A 16459-nucleotide genomic window follows, 5' to 3' on the forward strand; every position below is an offset into this window, starting at 1 on the left:
GCAAGCTCACCTGCGGGATATCGCAGGTGCAGCATTTTCGCCAGAGGAGAGATGCGCCCTAGCCCAGAATACCCGGCAACCGCAGCCCATGCGCACGGGCGCAATCCTTCGCCGCCTCATACCCGGCATCCGCATGACGCCACACGCCCGACGCCGGATCGTTCCACAACACCCGCTCTAGCCGCCGCGCGGCGTCCTCGGTCCCGTCGGCGCAGATCACCACACCCGCGTGCTGACTGAAACCCATGCCAACGCCGCCTCCATGGTGCAGCGAAACCCATGTCGCCCCGCTGGCCGTGTTGATCAGCGCATTCAGCAAAGGCCAGTCGCTGACCGCATCTGAGCCATCAAGCATAGCCTCGGTCTCGCGGTTCGGGCTGGCAACAGAACCGCTGTCCAAGTGATCCCGCCCGATCACCACGGGGGCTTTTAGTTCACCATTAGCCACCATCTCATTGAAGGCGAGCCCAGCGCGATGCCGATCCCCAAGCCCGATCCAGCAGATGCGCGCGGGCAGACCCTGAAATGCGATGCGGTCCTGCGCCATATCGAGCCAGCGGTGCAGGTGCTCGTTTTCTGGGAACAGTTCCTTCATCTTGGCGTCGGTTTTGTAGATATCTTCGGGGTCGCCGGATAGGGCGCACCAGCGGAACGGGCCGATCCCTTTGCAGAACAGCGGGCGTATGTAAGCAGGTACAAAACCGGGGAAGGCAAAGGCGTTTTCCAGCCCTTCATCCTGCGCCACCTGGCGGATGTTGTTGCCGTAATCCAGTGTCGGGACGCCTGCATTCCAGAAATCAACCATGGCCGCGACATGCTGTTTCATAGACGCACGTGCGGCTTTTTCCACCGACTTAGGCTCTGTTTCGCGCTTTTCCCGCCACTGTGCCATGGACCAGCCGATGGGCAAATAGCCGTTGATCGGATCATGGGCGCTGGTCTGATCGGTGACGATATCGGGGCGCATGCACCCCTCGGCCATGCGACGGTAGATCTCGGGGAAAACCTCGGCGGCATTGCCCAGCAGACCGACGGATTTCGCCTCACCAGCTTTGGTCCAGCGGTCGATCATCTCAAGCGCTTCGTCCAGCGTCTCGGCCTTTTCATCCAGGTATTTGGTGCGCAGGCGGAAGTCGATGCTGTCGGGGTTGCATTCCACCGCCAGACAACAAGCCCCGGCAAAGACGGCCGCCAGAGGCTGCGCGCCGCCCATACCACCCAAGCCGCCGGTCAGAATCCACTTGCCGGTCAGGTCGCCGCCATAGTGCTGACGCCCGGCCTCGGCAAAGGTCTCATAGGTTCCCTGAACGATGCCCTGCGTGCCGATATAGATCCACGAGCCGGCCGTCATCTGGCCGTACATCATCAGGCCCTTCTTATCGAGTTCGTTGAAGTGATCCCAGTTGGCCCAATGTGGCACGATGTTTGAATTGGCGATCAGAACGCGCGGTGCATCCTTGTGGGTGCGGATGATGGCCACGGGCTTGCCGGACTGGACAATCAGAGTCTCATCCTCTTCCAGATCCTTCAAACCCTCAACAATAGTGTCGAAATCCTGCCATGTACGAGCTGCGCGTCCGATACCGCCATAAACCACCAACTCATGCGGGTTCTCGGCCACGTCCGGGTGCAGGTTGTTCATCAGCATCCGCAACGGTGCCTCTGTCACCCAGCTTTTGGCGTTCAGCTCGGGACCAGTGGGCGGATAGATATCACGGGTGTTTTTGCGCGGGTCGCTCATGTCTGGGCTCCTTGATTGGTCAGTGCCCCCGATCGGGCGAGGTCATTGAGGCGGGTGAGCATGTCGGTGAGATAAGGCCGTAAGGCCGCAGCCCGGTCCGCGCGCCACGTCCATGGCGGCATCTCGTCCATGTAGGAGCGCTGCGCCAACTCCATCTGGATCGCGTGGATATTCTGATCTGGTTGCCCATAGTGGCGGGTTGTCCAACCACCGCGAAAGCGTCCGTTCAGCTCCGCGGGCATCCTTTCGGCACCCTCAGCCACCCCTTGCACGGCCTGTTCGATGACGCGTGCGCAGCTTTGACCGTCATTCGTGCCGGTGTTGAAAACGGGTAATTCCCCTTCGAACAGAAACGGAATTCGGGACCGGATCGAGTGGCAATCGAACAGGATCGCCACCCCATGACGCGCGCGCACGCGGTGCAGTTCTTGCAGCAGCGCGGCGTGATAAGGCGCATGATAGGCGTGACGCCGGGATTCGATTTCATCCGCTGAGGGCTCTTGCCCATCGGCCCAGATCGGTTGGCCGTCAAAATCGGTCAGCGGAACCAGCGTCGTTGTGTTCTGACCGGGATAGAGCGACACACCGTCGGGGTCGCGATTTGCGTCGATGGCATAGCGATGGATATGGGACTGCACCACCGTCGCATCGGTAAATGCTCTTTCATAGAGCCTGTTTATGTGCCAATCCGTGTCCGCAAGCCCCCGGCCAATGTCGTTCAACCGCGCTGCGATGTCATCGGGCACATGGGTTCCGCCATGAGGCTGACCCAGCACAATCGGGCTGTCACCGGAACGAACCGAAACCACCTGCATCAGAACAACTCCGGCATGGGCAGTTTGACCGCGTCCAACACACACCCATCGGCAATCAACACCTTCGCCTGTTCAAGCTCTGGCGCCAGATAGCGATCCTCGGACAGGGCCGGGATATCGGCGCGCAGCCGGGCTACGGCCTGCCGCAACGGGGCGCTTGTTGTAAGGGGCGCGCGGAATTCCACGCCTTGGGCTGCACACAGCATCTCGACCCCCAGGATATAGTTCAGGTTCTCGACCATCCGTGTAAGCCGTCGCGCGCCGTGGGCCGCCATCGAGACGTGATCCTCTTGATTGGCCGAGGTCGGCGTGCTGTCGGTGACGCAGGGGTTGGCCAGATGCTTATTTTCGCTCATCAATGCCGCAGTTGTCACTTCGGCGATCATCAGGCCCGAGTTCAGCCCCGGTTTGGGCGTCAGGAAGGGCGGTAGATCAAAGCTCAGCGCCGGGTCCACCATCAGGGCGATGCGTCGTTGCGCGATGGCTCCGATCTCGGACAGGGCTAATGCGATCATGTCGGCGGCAAAGCCCACGGGCTCGGCGTGAAAATTCCCGCCCGAGACAATCGCGTCCTCCAGAACCAGCGGGTTGTCGGTGGCGGCGTTGGCTTCGACTTCAAGCGTGGCCGCCGCTTGGCGCATCACATCCATGGCCGCGCCCGTGACTTGCGGCTGGCAACGGATGCAATAAGGGTCCTGAACCCGCGTGTCGCCAACACGGTGACTTTCGCGAATTTCTGACCCGTCCAGAACCGCACGCATGGCGCTGGCCGCCTCGGTTTGGCCCCGATGCCCACGCAAAGTGTGGATTTCGGGGCGCAACGGCGCGGTCGAACCCATGATCGCGTCGGTCGATAGAGCAGACACAACCAAAGCGTTTTGCGCTGCACGCCAGGCCTGAAACAGCCCTGTCAGCGCAAATGCTGTCGAGAACTGGGTCCCATTAATAAATGCCAACCCCTCTTTCGGACCGAGTTGAACCGGCTCTAACCCGGCCTTTTTGAGCGCTTCAAGCCCTGGAAGGACGGTCCCGTCCACCTCGACCTCACCTGCACCGATCAGCACGGCGGTCATATGGGCCAAGGGGGCCAGATCGCCCGATGCCCCGACCGATCCCTGCGCCGGGATGACAGGTGTCACACCACGTGCCAGCATTTGCTGGAGCAGCTCGATCAAGTCCCACCGCACGCCCGAGGCCCCACGGCCAAAGGACAACAGCTTGAGCGTCATCATCAACCGGGTCACGCGGCGTGAGATTGCAGGGCCAACCCCGCAGCAATGGCTGAGGATCAGGTTGCGTTGCAGGGTAGATGTATCCTGCGCCGCGATTTTGTGGCTGGCCAGTTTGCCGAAGCCAGTATTGACGCCATAAACAGGGTCTGCGCCTTGCGCGGCGGCCTGCACGCGGTGGGCTGCGGCCTCGACCACAGGCTTGCATGCGGGGTCCAACGCCACGGCGGCATCCTGCCAATACACGTGCGCCAAATCGGTCAGAGTGACCGCGCCGGGGGTCAGGGTCAGCTCGGTCATTCCGATCCTCCGAACAGGCGCGCGTGCAAGGGGTTGAAGCCAATGCGATAAGCCAGTTCCGCCGGATGAGAAACATCCCAGACCGCAAGATCAGCCCGCAGGTCCGGCGCAATTTGCCCGGTATCCGCCAGCCCCAAAGCGCGCGCAGCGTTTCGGGTTACACCGGCCAACGCCTCTTCCGGTGTCAAGCGGAACAGGGTGCAGGCCATGTTCATAGTCAGCAAAAGCGAGGCCAAAGGTGACGAGCCCGGATTGCAATCCGTCGCCAGCGCAATCGGAACATCTCGGTCACGCAGCAGTTGGACCGGAGGCTTCTGGGTCTCCCGCAAGGTATAGAACGCGCCGGGCAGAAGAACCGCAACCGTACCCGCTTCCGCCATGGCCAAGACGCCATCGCCATCCAGATATTCCACATGATCCGCCGACAGCGCCCCATAGGCTGCGGCCAATTTGGCGCCGCCCAGATTGGAGAGTTGCTCGGCGTGCAGTTTGACGGGCAAACCAAGTTCCCGCGCCACATCGAACACCCTGGCGATCTGGGTCGGGTTGAAAGCAATGCCCTCACAGAACCCGTCCACCGCGTCGACCAGACCTTCGGCATGGGCCTTGCGCAGGGCGGGAATGCAAACCTCAGTCAAGTAGGCGTCGGGATCAGCGCGGTAATCCGGCGGCGCGGCATGTGCGCCCAGAAAGCTGGTCTTGACCCGCACGGGCCGGGCCTGCCCGATCCGCCGTGCAACGCTTAGCATCTTAAGCTCGGTCGCGACATCCAAGCCATAGCCGGACTTGACCTCGATACAACTGACCCCCTCGGCCAGCAGTGCATCCACGCGCGTCAGGGCATCTGCCAGCAGCGCCTCTTGGCTGGCTGAACGCGTGGCGGTCACGGTGGACAGAATCCCTCCTCCGGCGCGGGCGATCTCCTCATAGCTGGCCCCGTTCAGGCGCATCTCGAACTCGGCGGCGCGGTTGCCACCGAACACCACATGCGTGTGCGCATCAATCAGGGCTGGCGTGATCAGCCGGTCGCCAAAATCCTGAATCGGCCAATCCGCATAATCCGAGGGCATATCCGCCCGAGCACCCACCCAGACGATCCGCCCCCCGTCGACAGCAATTGCTGCGTTCTGACACAGGCCATACGGCGCCGCGCCCGCGACCATGGTTGCCATATGCGCACTTAGAAGAACCGATTTTTTTGCCATGAGGATTCTTTTGGGCTCCCTTTCTTGTCGCTTTTTAAGTATACGTATAAAATATTAAAGTCTACACAAAATGGAATCCCAATGACTGTGCACGCCAAAACCGCCCTGATCGGCTCTGACTGGGTCTCGGACCTTAGGGTCGAGGTGAAAGAAGGCCGGATCAGTCGGATCGAAACCGGCGCGCGGCCTCAGCCGCAGGACGATCAGGTGGACGTTCTGATGCCCGCTTTGGCCAACTTGCACAGCCACAGCTTTCAACGGGCCATGGCCGGAATGACCGAAACCCGCGCCGACGGGCGGGAAAGCTTCTGGACATGGCGCACCCTGATGTACCGCTTTCTGGACCGGTTGACGCCCGACCAGATCGAAGCCATCGCAGCTTTGGTTTTCATAGAGATGCAAGAGGCAGGCTACGCCTCGGTCGGTGAATTTCACTATGTTCACCACCAACCCGGCGGGCAGCCCTACGAGACCCGCTCGGAACTGAGCCAACGTATATTTGCCGCTGCGCAACAGACCGGAATAGGCCTAACCCATCTCCCGGTGCTTTACACCTATGGCGGCGTTCAGCAAGAGCCGCTTGCGGGCGGGCAGTTGCGGTTCGGTCATAGCGTGGACGCCTATCTGCGCCTGGTCGAAGATTGCCGCAAAGGGGCGCCGCATCCCGACAGTCTTGTGGGCATTGCGCCCCATTCCCTGCGTGCGACCTCTGCGTCCGACTTGCAGAGCCTGTTGCAAGCGGCACCGCAAGGCCCGGTACATATCCACATTGCCGAACAAACGCAGGAGGTGCGGGATGTTCAGACCGCATTGGGCGCGACGCCCGTGTCTTGGCTGTTGGACAATGCCGATGTGAATGACCGCTGGTGCCTGATCCATGCGACCCATATGACCGATGCGGAAACGCAGGCCATGGCGCGCTCGGGCGCTGTTGCCGGGCTCTGCCCGATCACCGAGGCCAATCTGGGTGATGGGATCTTCAACGGCGCGGTTTATATGCAGGCGGGCGGACGGTTTGGGGTCGGGTCGGATTCGAACGTCCGGATTTCCCTGTCCGAGGAATTGCGGATGCTGGAATATTCCCAACGTCTTCGCGACCGGGAACGTACAGTTCTGGTTCAGCAGGCCGGATCGGTGGGCCACGCGCTTTATACCTGCGCAGCTGAGGGTGGCGCGCAGGCCCTATCGCGGGATGCAGGGCAGATTGCGGTGGGCAAGTTGGCCGATATGGTGGCCATCGACCGCACCCATCCGACCCTTTGCGCCTTGACCGACGATCAGTTGCTGGACGGCTTGTGCTTCGCCGCCCCTGACGGGGTCGTGACCGATCTGTGGTCTGCCGGACGGCATATGGTGCGGCAAGGCCGCCACGTGAACCGCGACCAGATCATTTCTGCCTACAGGGTAGGAATTGCCGATCTTTTGTCCGCGGTCTAGAACGCATCCGAAAACCGAGGGTACATGCCGCAATCAACCGAGACCACCAGCTACAAAGACATCAAGAAAACTGTTTTGGCGCGCATCCGCTCGGGCGAATGGCAGCCCGACTCGCTGTTACCCAACGAACAGGATTTGGCGGCCGAGTTCTCTTGTACCCGCACCACCGTCAACCGCGCCTTGCGAGAACTGGCGGATGAAGGCTATCTGGAACGCCGCCGCAAGGCTGGCACCCGTGTGCTTAGCGCGCCTCAGCGGCAGGCCCGGTTCAGCATACCCATGGTCCGGGACGAGGTCGAAGCGACCGGTGGAACCTATCGCTATGCACTGGTCTCAGCCGAGACGACTGTCGCCCCGGATTGGCTGACCGCGCGTCTTGCTTTGCGGCCCGACCAAAGCACCGTGCATGTGCGATGCATGCATTTTTCGGGCAATACCCCGTTTCAATACGAAGACCGATGGATTGTAGTGGACAGCGTGCCGCAAGTAGCGCAGGCGGATTTTTCGGCAATCGGCCCAAATGAGTGGCTGATCCAGACTGTGCCGTTCACCAATGTGGAACTCAGCTTTCTAGCCAGCCGGGCGGACGCGACCGTCGCCCGTTTTCTGGACCTGCCTGAAGGTGAGCCGGTGTTTACCGGTGAACGCATCACATGGTTGGAGGGGCAACCCGTCACCTACGCCAAAATGTATTTCGGCGCCGGATACCGGATGACCACCCAGTTCTGAACGCGTCAAATTGGGCTTTACCACTGTGCCAATCCACGCCAGATTCGCAGGCAACAGTTCCGTTGACAAAGGCAGACAGAATGGCAAACCCGCTATACGACCGCTTGTTTGGCATTCACGCAGGTAAGGACACGCCGTTTCTGCATCTTCCGGATGGCAAAGTCATAACACACGCCGCGTTTCTGGACATGGCAGCGCGGCTGGCCAACACGCTAAACGGCTATGGATTGGAACCGGGCGACCGGGTTGCCGTTCAGATCGAAAAATCGCCCGAGGCCTTGGCACTCTATGCCGCCTGCGCGCAGGCCGGGTTGGTCTTTTTGCCCCTGAACACCGCCTACACCGTCAACGAGCTAACCTATTTCATCGAAAACAGCGGCGCATCGCTGGTTGTGTGCGACGACGCGAACCAAACCGCCCTGGCACCGCTGGCCAAGATGCAAGAAGCGCGGCTCGAGACGCTGAATGCCGATGGCTCGGGCAGTTTGATGCGGCGCGCCTTGGGGATGTTGCCCGCGTTCGAGCCCGCGCGCCGGACCGAGGACGATCTGGCCGCCTTCCTATATACCTCCGGCACCACCGGGCGGTCCAAAGGCGCGATGCTGTCTCAAGCCAACCTGCTATCGAATGCGGAAACATTGGTGCAGGAGTGGCGGTTCACAGCCGAAGACGTGCTGCTGCATGCCTTGCCCATTTTCCATACACATGGGCTGTTTGTGGCGACCAATGTGGTGCTGGCCTCGGGAGGGTCGATGATCTTTCTGCCGAAGTTCGATCTGAACGATGTGCTGCGCCTGATGCCGCAGGCGACCTCAATGATGGGGGTGCCGACCTTCTACACCCGCCTATTGGGGGATGATCGGTTCACCGGTGATCTGGCCCGGCATATGCGACTGTTCATCTCGGGCTCGGCCCCCTTGCTGGCGGAAACCCATGAGCGGTTCGAAACCCGTACCGGCCACCGCATTCTTGAACGCTATGGCATGACCGAAACCAACATGAACACCTCAAACCCCTATGACGGCGAGCGCCGCGCGGGCACGGTCGGCTTCCCCCTGCCCGATGTCGAACTGAAAGTGACCGACCCTGACAGCGGCGAGACCCTGCCGCAGGGTGAGATCGGCATGATCGAGGTGCGCGGTCCGAACGTCTTTCAGGGTTATTGGCAAATGCCCGAGAAAACCGCCGCCGAGCTGCGCGAGGATGGGTTTTTCATCACCGGCGATCTGGGTCGAGTGGACGCCGATGGCTATGTCCATATCGTCGGTCGCGGCAAAGATCTGATCATCTCGGGCGGGTTCAACATCTATCCAAAGGAACTTGAGATGCTGCTGGACGATCAGCCCGGCGTATTGGAAAGCGCGGTGATCGGTGTGCCGCACCCGGACTTTGGCGAAACGCCTGTCGGCCTGCTGGTGGCGGAACCCGGCGCAACACCTGATCTGGACGCGATCATGGCCCGTGCGCAGGCCGAGTTGGCGCGGTTCAAACATCCCCACAAGCTGATCGTTCTGGACGCGTTGCCGCGCAACACGATGGGCAAGGTGCAGAAAAACGCCCTGCGCGAGCGTTTCGCCGAGCTGTTTACCTAAGCGGCACGCGTCCCGTCGGGGTCAAAAGCCAGCACTTACGCCCCTCAAACGCCGCCGTGGCCAATGGACGGCCATAACCTGCGCCCGCATCCAGATTGACACGGTTGCCGCAATGCTCGGCCTGATCGACAGGTGTGTGGCCGTGGACAATCAGCCACGGATGCGGCGCGGCTTCAATCAGAAACTCGTTGCGAATCCAGATCAGGTCATTCTCGGATTGCTGCTCCAGCGGAAGGCCCGGTCGGATACCCGCGTGAACGAACAGCATTTCGCCCTCTTGGTGATAGTTCGGCAGAGCATTGAGGAAATCCAGATGCTGCGGTGGAACAGCCTCGACCGCGCGCTGATGAACATAGATGATACGGTCATTGTCGGTGACATCCACACCGTAAGAGGCCAACGTCTCGCGCCCGCCCAAACGCGGATGCAACCAGCTGAGCGCAACGGGCAGATGGCTGTCGGCGACCTCGCAATCCTGCACGAACCGCGCCATCATCCGGTCGTGATTACCCCGCACCATGACCCAGTTGCGTCCTGCACGCTGACCTTCGATCAACAGGTCAAGCACCCCGCGACTGTTCGGCCCACGATCCACGTAATCCCCCAGAAACACGACTCGCGCATCTGGGCCTCCATCCGCCTCAATCCGGAGCAGGGCGGTTTGCAACATCTCAAGCTGGCCGTGAATATCGCCAATGGCGTAAATGGCAGACGTCATGAAAAACCTCGGGTCGAAAATCACTTTGCTTGTGACGTTAAAATGGTCCCTGACAAAGAAAATACCCGCGCCTTAGGCAGCGCGGGTTGGGATTGTCTCAGAAATTCAACACTGCCTACTAGGCCACGTCAAATTCCAAAGGTTTGATCTGGGTAAACAGCCCCGTTTCGGCCAACTTTGCGCGGGCCTCGGCCGGGACAGGTTCATCCACATACAGCAGCGCGATCGCTTCGCCGCCCGCTTCGGACCGGCCAAGGGTAAAGTTCGCGATGTTCACGTCGTTCTCGCCCATGGTCTGACCCAGCGTACCGATGATGCCCGGCACGTCTTCGTTGGTGGTATAGAGCATATGCGCCCCGACCTCGGCATCAATATTGATGCCTTTGATCTGAATGAACCGCGGCTTGCCATCGCTGAATACAGTCCCAGCGATCGAACGCTCACGCTTGCTGGTGACAACAGTGACCTTCACATAGCCATCGAAAACGCCGGTCTTGTCCTGATTGGTGGTCGAGATTTTAACCCCGCGCTCTTTCGCGATCACCGGTGCGGACACCATGTTCACATCGGGATTGACCTTTTTCATGATCCCCGCGACGACAGAACAATTCAACGCGGCCAGGTTCATCTCAGCGGCGACACCATCATAAAGGATGTTGATCGCCTTGATCGGTTCATCCGTCATCTGCCCAATGAAGCTGCCCAGATGCCCGGCCAGCTTGATCCACGGCCCCATGACTTTGGCCTCTTCGGCGGTCACGGACGGCATGTTCAGCGCGTTTTCAACCGCCCCGGTCAGCAGGTAGTTCGAGATTTGCTCGGCCACCTGCAGCGCCACGTTTTCCTGCGCCTCGGTCGTAGCTGCCCCCAGATGCGGTGTGCAGACGACGTTGGGCAAGTTGAACAGAGCGTTTTCCTTGGCCGGTTCCTCGCTGAACACGTCAAAGGCGGCACCGGCCACATGGCCCGATTGCAGCATCTCGGCCAGCGCGTCTTCGTCGACCAAACCGCCGCGGGCGCAGTTGACGATGCGCACGCCTCTCTTGGTCTTGGCCAGATTCTCACGGCTCAGGATGTTGCGGGTCTGATCGGTCAGCGGAACATGCAGCGTGATGAAATCCGCGCGGGCCAGCAGGTCATCCAACTCGACCTTTTCAACGCCCATCTTGGCGGCTTTCTCTTCGCTGAGATAGGGATCATAGGCGACGACCTTCATCTTCAGGCCCAGCGCGCGTTCGCAGACGATGCCGCCGATGTTGCCTGCGCCAATGACGCCGAGAGTCTTGTTGGTCAGCTCAATCCCCATGAATTTGGACTTTTCCCACTTGCCCGCATGGGTCGAGGTGCTGGCCTCGGGGATTTGCCGCGCCACGGCGAACATCATCGCAATGGCGTGTTCGGCCGTTGTGATCATGTTGCCGAACGGCGTGTTCATCACGATCACACCCTTTTTGCTGGCTGCTTCCTTATCGACATTGTCGGTGCCAATCCCAGCGCGGCCGATAACTTTCAGATTGTCGGCTTTTTCCAGCAGGGTCGGCGTGACCTTTGTGGCGGAACGGATAGCGAGGCCGTCATACTGACCGATCACCTCGGCCAGTTTATCCTTGTCCTTGCCCAGATCGGGCATGAAATCCACGTCGATGCCGCGATCGCGGAAAATCTGCACGGCGGTTTCGCTGAGCTTGTCAGATACGAGTACTTTGGGGGCCATATTTCTGGTCCTTAAATTTTGGGAAAGTATCCGGGCCACAGTCGGGCCCAGATTTTTCGTCGAAAAATCTTGTCAGGCGGCTGCCGATTGCGCAGCGATCTCGGCCTCAAAGGCCCAGGCCAGCCACGGTAGCATGGCCTGAATGTCCGAGGTCTCGACCGTGCCGCCACACCAGATGCGCAGGCCCGCGGGGGCATCGCGATATGCACCGATATCCAGCGCGATATTCTCGACCTCCAGCCGTTTGGCTACGGCCTTGGCGAATGTCGTCCCATCCTGAATGCGCGGATCGGTGAATTTCAGGCAGACCGACGTATTCGATTGCGTCGCCGCATCCTCGGCCAGATTGGTGATCCAGTCGTTTTGATCGCAAAAGGCATGAACCGCTCCAGCATTGGCATCTGCGCGGGCAATCAGGCCCTGCAACCCACCGACCGAGCGCGCCCAGTCCAGCGCAAACAGGTAGTCCTCGACCGCCAGCATCGAAGGCGTGTTGATCGTGGCCCCGGTAAAGATACCGTCGATCAGCTTGCCGCCTTTGGTCAGGCGGAAAATCTTGGGCAGCGGCCATGCGGGGGTGTAGCTTTCCAGCCGCTCAACCGCGCGCGGGCTGAGGATCAGCATCCCGTGCGCTGCTTCACCACCCAGCACTTTTTGCCAGCTGAACGTGGTCACATCCAGCTTGTCCCACGGCAGGTCCATCGCAAATGCAGCCGAAGTCGCATCACAGATCGTCAGACCCTGACGGTCATCCGCGATCCAGTCGCCATTGGGAACCCGCACGCCCGAGGTCGTGCCGTTCCACGTAAACACCACATCATTGGCGAAATCGACCGAGGCCAGATCAACGATCTGCCCATACTCGGCGGTTTTCACCTCGGCGTCGATCTTCAATTGCTTGACCACGTCCGTGACCCAACCGGCACCAAAGCTTTCCCAGGCCAGCATCTCGACCTTGCGTTCGCCCAACAGCGACCACAGCGCCATCTCAACCGCGCCGGTGTCCGAGGCGGGAACGATGCCGATCTTGTAATCCGCCGGAATGCCCAGCACCTCACGCGTGCCTTCGATGGCCGCCTTCAGCTTGTCCTTGCCCACCGCAGCACGGTGCGACCGGCCCAATGCAGCGTCGGCCAGCTTGTTCAGCTCGAATGTGGGGGGTTTGGCGCAGGGGCCAGAGGAAAAACGCGGATTCGCCGGCCGCGTTGCCGGTGTATTTGTGCTCATCTGTATTACCCTTCCAGATACACGCCCCTCGTTGGGGAGGGGTGTCCCGCCGCCACACCTAGAAAGCCTGCCGCGTCGCAGCAAGCGGAAAAGACTCTTCGAAGTCGAAAAACGACATTCAATTTCACCCCATCCGCGGTCATGAGTTTCCGATAGGCGAAAGATTTGCAGTCCGTTAACGCGACTCGGTGACCAGTTGATTGTTTTTTGGGCAGTCACGCGCGGATCGTGACGGAATAGGCCGGGAACCCTTGTGATCAGACATCGGCGCAGTGAAAAGGTGCCATGCCTGACACCCTGACCATTGTCGTTGTAGAAGAAGACCGCGAGCGCGCGATTGCCATCGTCGATGCGCTCAAGGCGTCTGGGGCTTATGATGTGCATGTGATCGGCAATGTCTCGAGCCTTGCGCGCAAGATCGCCGCGCTGGTGCCCGATGTGGTGCTGATCGACATCGACAACCCGACCCGCGACATGCTTGAGGAACTGACCCTTGCATCCGGGCCACTGGAACGGCCAGTAGCCATGTTTGTCTCGGGCGCGGCGGGCGATTTGACCTCGACCGCGATTGAGGCGGGGCTGTCGGCCTACGTCGTCGACGGCATGCAACCGGATCGGCTGAAGCCCGTGCTGGACGCGGCCATCGCCCGGTTCCAGATCGTCCGGCAAATGCGCCGTGAACTGGCCGAGACCAAACGTGCGCTGGAAGAACGCAAGGTGATCGACCGCGCCAAGGGTCTGCTGATGAAGGCGCGCGGGGTCGAGGAAGAAGAGGCCTATGCCCTGCTACGCAAAGCCGCGATGGATCAGGGCCGCCGCGTCGCTGATGTGGCCGAGGCGCTGGTCACGGCCTCGGGGCTGTTGTCATGAACGCTGTGACCCTGCCCGTTGCTTATGTTCCGCTGGTAGACGCCGCCCCCTTGATCGTGGCGCATGAGATGGGTCTGGCCCGCGCCGAAGGAGTCGAGTTGGACCTGATCGCAGCGCCCTCATGGTCGTCGGTGCGCGATATGTTGGCCTTTGGGCGGGTGGACGCGGCGCAGCTGTTGTCGCCGGTCCCTGTTGCAATGGCCTTGGGGCTGGGCGGGGTGTCACAACCCTTGTCCGCCGTCTCGGTCCTGTCGGTGAATGGCGACGTGATCGGCGTTAGCCGCACGTTGGAAACCCGCCTACGCGACTCGGGCTATGAATTCGACTTTCGCGACCCCTTCAAGGCCGCCGCCGCGCTGGCCTCGGTCGCGGATGGGCCATTGGTCTTCGGCGTGCCCTTCCCGTTCTCGCTGCATGTGGAACTGCTGCATTGCTGGCTTGAGGCTACCGAACTGTCCAAAATCGGGGTCGAGGTGCGCACCATCCCGCCACCCCTGATGGCGCAGGCTTTGGCCGAGGGCGATGTGGATGCGTTCTGTGTGGGCGAGCCCTGGGGCTCGGTCGCCGTGGAATCGCAGGCGGGGGCGTTACTGCTGCCCGGTCAGGCGATCTGGGCCTTTGCGCCGGAAAAGGTGCTGGCCGTGCGCACCGACTGGGCGGATACCGAGCCGCACCTGCTGGGCAAGCTGATGCGAGCCGTCTGGCGCGCCGGGCGCTGGCTGGGCCAGCCGGGCAGCCACACCGCCGCCGCTGAAATCCTTGCCCGAGACACCTATCTGAACCTGCCTTCGGAACTGATCGACCGGGCGCTTTCGGGGCGCTTTACCATCACAGGCCACGCCGAACAGCGCGAGGTGCCGGGATTTATCGAGTTCCACGACGGGGCCGCAAACTTCCCATGGCGCAGTCAGGCCAAGTGGATCGCCCACCGTCTGGCGCAACGATACGGCCTGGACCCGCATCTGGCGCTGGCCCAAGCGGGCAGCGTGTTTCGCAGCGATATCTACCGCAATCAACTGGCAGGGTTGGGGGCGGATCTGCCCGGAGCCTCGGAAAAACTTGAGGGCGCGATTCGTGAAACCACACCGGTTGCGTCCCACAACGGGCAGCTGTCGCTGAAGCGGGATGCGTTCTTGGATGGGCGCATTTTTGACCCTCAGGATATCTGACGCCCAAGAATTAGGCAGACGCGCGCGCCGAACCGCGCGATTGCAGCATTTAACGCCGCGTCGCAGCAAAATCACTTGATCGGCAACGGTGCATTTACCACTCTGAACTCATCGGCACGCAAAGGCGTGTGCCGCAAGAATTCCTCCCAAAGTTTGGGAACGACTGAGCAAAGCCGCTCACTCTCTGGCCAATCCTCCCGGTCAGAGCGTGCAGCGGCTTTTTGTATTTCACCCACCCGGTTGACCGGGACCAAGAAAGGGACAGACCCACATGAAGAAATTGCTTGCAGGCCTTGTCGCCACCACCGCCCTGATCAGCCCCGCGCTGGCCGAAACGCTGGAGCTGGAGAAGGACGAGCTGACCTTTGGCTTTATCAAACTGACAGACATGGCCCCGCTGGCTGTGGCCTATGAGAATGGGTACTTCCTGGATGAGGGCCTGTTCGTCACGCTCGAAGCGCAGGCCAACTGGAAAGTGCTGCTGGACGGTGTGATCGACGGACAGCTGGACGGCGCGCATATGCTGGCCGGTCAGCCGCTGGCCGCAACTATCGGGTATGGCACCGAGGCGCATATCATCACCCCCTTCTCGATGGACCTGAACGGAAACGGCATCACTGTGTCGAACGAGGTCTGGGAAGAGATGAAGCCCAACATCCCGAAAATGGATGACGGCCGCCCGCAGCACCCGATTTCGGCCGAGGCGCTGGCCCCGGTGGTCGAGAAATACAAATCCGAAGGCAAGCCCTTTAACATGGGCATGGTTTTCCCGGTTTCGACCCACAATTACGAACTGCGTTACTGGCTGGCGGCGGGTGGTCTGCATCCCGGTTACTACAGCCCCGAGAATGTGACCGGCCAGATCGGCGCGGATGTGTTCCTGTCGGTGACGCCTCCGCCGCAGATGCCGGCCACGTTGGAAGCGGGCACAATTTATGGCTATTGCGTGGGTGAGCCTTGGAACCAGCAGGCCGTGTTCAAAGGCATCGGCGTGCCGGTCATCACCGATTATGAGCTGTGGAAGAACAACCCCGAAAAGGTGTTCGGCATCAATGCCGAGTTCGCCGAGCAGTACCCCAACACCACCCGCGCCGTGACCAAAGCCCTGATCCGCGCTGCGATGTGGCTGGATGAAAACGACAACGCCAACCGCCCCGCCGCGGTCGAGATGCTGAGCCAGCCGGAATATGTGGGTGCGGACTACGACGTGATCGCGAACTCGATGACGGGCACGTTCGAATATGAAAAGGGCGACAAACGTGAAGTGCCCGATTTCAACGTCTTCTTCCGCTATAACGCGACCTACCCGTTCTATTCGGACGCCATCTGGTACCTGACCCAGATGCGCCGCTGGGGCCAGATCGCCGAGCCGCAGACCGATGCCTGGTATGACGAGGTCGCCAAGTCGGTCTATCGTCCGGACATCTATTTGGAAGCCGCGAAAATGTTGGTGGATGAGGGTCTGGCGAATGAGGCCGACTTCCCGTGGGAGAGCGACGGCTACAAGGCCCCCACGCCCGCCGAGGATATCATCGACGGCATTCCCTATGACGCCCGCATGCCCAACGCCTATCTGCAAAGCCTGCCGATTGGCCTGAAAGGCGAACAGGTCGTCGTCGGCACCGAAGTTCAGGGTTAACTCCACTGCCTCCCGGCCCTTGGTCGCTGGGGGGCTTCCTTCTCTCTCACAGAATTCCACCCCCGTCCGGCGCT

At 60.8% G+C, this 16459-nt stretch carries 13 protein-coding genes; 6 read left to right on the forward strand and 7 right to left on the reverse strand.

The window, feature by feature from the left end:
- Positions 1-58: 58 nt before the first annotated feature.
- Genes hutU through hutI form a run of 4 tightly spaced genes read right to left on the reverse strand, consistent with a single transcriptional unit; the run spans position 59 to position 5290 of the window.
- Positions 59-1741 (reverse strand): urocanate hydratase, encoded by a 1683-nt coding sequence (gene hutU / locus ACR0C5_RS13540; protein ID WP_480877319.1) that lies wholly within the window; start codon positions 1739-1741, stop codon positions 59-61.
- On the reverse strand, positions 1738-2556 hold the full coding sequence (gene hutG, locus ACR0C5_RS13545; protein ID WP_170774937.1) for an N-formylglutamate deformylase: 819 nt from the start codon (positions 2554-2556) through the stop codon (positions 1738-1740). Before hutG ends, hutU begins: the two co-directional genes overlap by 4 nt.
- Positions 2556-4085, reverse strand: a complete 1530-nt coding sequence (gene hutH, locus ACR0C5_RS13550; RefSeq protein ID WP_480877323.1) for a histidine ammonia-lyase — start codon at positions 4083-4085, stop codon at positions 2556-2558. The genes hutG and hutH overlap by 1 nt, the downstream gene beginning before the upstream one ends.
- Positions 4082-5290 carry an imidazolonepropionase gene (gene hutI, locus ACR0C5_RS13555; protein ID WP_170774941.1) on the reverse strand — a complete coding sequence of 403 codons (1209 nt, stop codon included), beginning with the start codon at positions 5288-5290 and terminating at the stop codon, positions 4082-4084. The genes hutH and hutI overlap by 4 nt, the downstream gene beginning before the upstream one ends.
- Before the next feature lie 81 nt (positions 5291-5371).
- On the opposite strand from hutI, the gene ACR0C5_RS13560 reads away from it, so the two are divergent.
- The 3 genes from ACR0C5_RS13560 (at position 5372) to ACR0C5_RS13570 (ending at position 9048) form a co-directional block, all read left to right on the forward strand.
- Positions 5372-6727 carry a formimidoylglutamate deiminase gene (locus ACR0C5_RS13560; protein WP_480877326.1) on the forward strand — a complete coding sequence of 452 codons (1356 nt, stop codon included), beginning with the start codon at positions 5372-5374 and terminating at the stop codon, positions 6725-6727.
- A gap of 24 nt (positions 6728-6751) precedes the next feature.
- On the forward strand, positions 6752-7456 hold the full coding sequence (locus ACR0C5_RS13565; protein WP_170783130.1) for a GntR family transcriptional regulator: 705 nt from the start codon (positions 6752-6754) through the stop codon (positions 7454-7456).
- Between the two features lie 80 nt (positions 7457-7536).
- The gene (locus ACR0C5_RS13570; RefSeq protein ID WP_480877329.1) at positions 7537-9048 is read left to right on the forward strand and encodes a malonate--CoA ligase; all 1512 of its coding nucleotides are present in this window, start codon (positions 7537-7539) and stop codon (positions 9046-9048) included.
- Here the strand turns inward: ACR0C5_RS13570 and ACR0C5_RS13575 are convergent.
- From ACR0C5_RS13575 to ACR0C5_RS13585, 3 genes are all read right to left on the reverse strand, one after another.
- Positions 9041-9766 (reverse strand): metallophosphoesterase family protein, encoded by a 726-nt coding sequence (locus ACR0C5_RS13575; protein WP_480877332.1) that lies wholly within the window; start codon positions 9764-9766, stop codon positions 9041-9043. The two genes, ACR0C5_RS13570 and ACR0C5_RS13575, sit on opposite strands and share 8 nt — an antisense overlap.
- A 118-nt stretch (positions 9767-9884) precedes the next feature.
- Positions 9885-11480 carry a phosphoglycerate dehydrogenase gene (gene serA, locus ACR0C5_RS13580; RefSeq protein ID WP_170774951.1) on the reverse strand — a complete coding sequence of 532 codons (1596 nt, stop codon included), beginning with the start codon at positions 11478-11480 and terminating at the stop codon, positions 9885-9887.
- Positions 11481-11552: 72 nt separating this feature from the next.
- Positions 11553-12707 carry a phosphoserine transaminase gene (locus ACR0C5_RS13585; RefSeq protein WP_480877334.1) on the reverse strand — a complete coding sequence of 385 codons (1155 nt, stop codon included), beginning with the start codon at positions 12705-12707 and terminating at the stop codon, positions 11553-11555.
- A 285-nt stretch (positions 12708-12992) separates the two neighbouring features.
- Between ACR0C5_RS13585 and ACR0C5_RS13590 the strand changes: the two genes are divergently transcribed.
- The 3 genes from ACR0C5_RS13590 (at position 12993) to ACR0C5_RS13600 (ending at position 16385) form a co-directional block, all read left to right on the forward strand.
- Positions 12993-13577: an ANTAR domain-containing response regulator gene (locus tag ACR0C5_RS13590; RefSeq protein WP_170774956.1), complete on the forward strand. Its 585-nt coding sequence runs from the start codon at positions 12993-12995 to the stop codon at positions 13575-13577.
- Entirely contained in the window at positions 13574-14746 is a 1173-nt protein-coding gene (locus ACR0C5_RS13595) for a CmpA/NrtA family ABC transporter substrate-binding protein (protein ID WP_480877337.1), read from the forward strand. Before ACR0C5_RS13590 ends, ACR0C5_RS13595 begins: the two co-directional genes overlap by 4 nt.
- A 271-nt stretch (positions 14747-15017) precedes the next feature.
- Positions 15018-16385, forward strand: coding sequence for a CmpA/NrtA family ABC transporter substrate-binding protein (locus tag ACR0C5_RS13600; RefSeq protein WP_480877339.1), 1368 nt, complete (start codon positions 15018-15020; stop codon positions 16383-16385).
- The last annotated feature ends 74 nt before the right edge of the window (positions 16386-16459 follow it).

It is taken from the genome of Ruegeria sp. N8, from assembly GCF_056531325.1.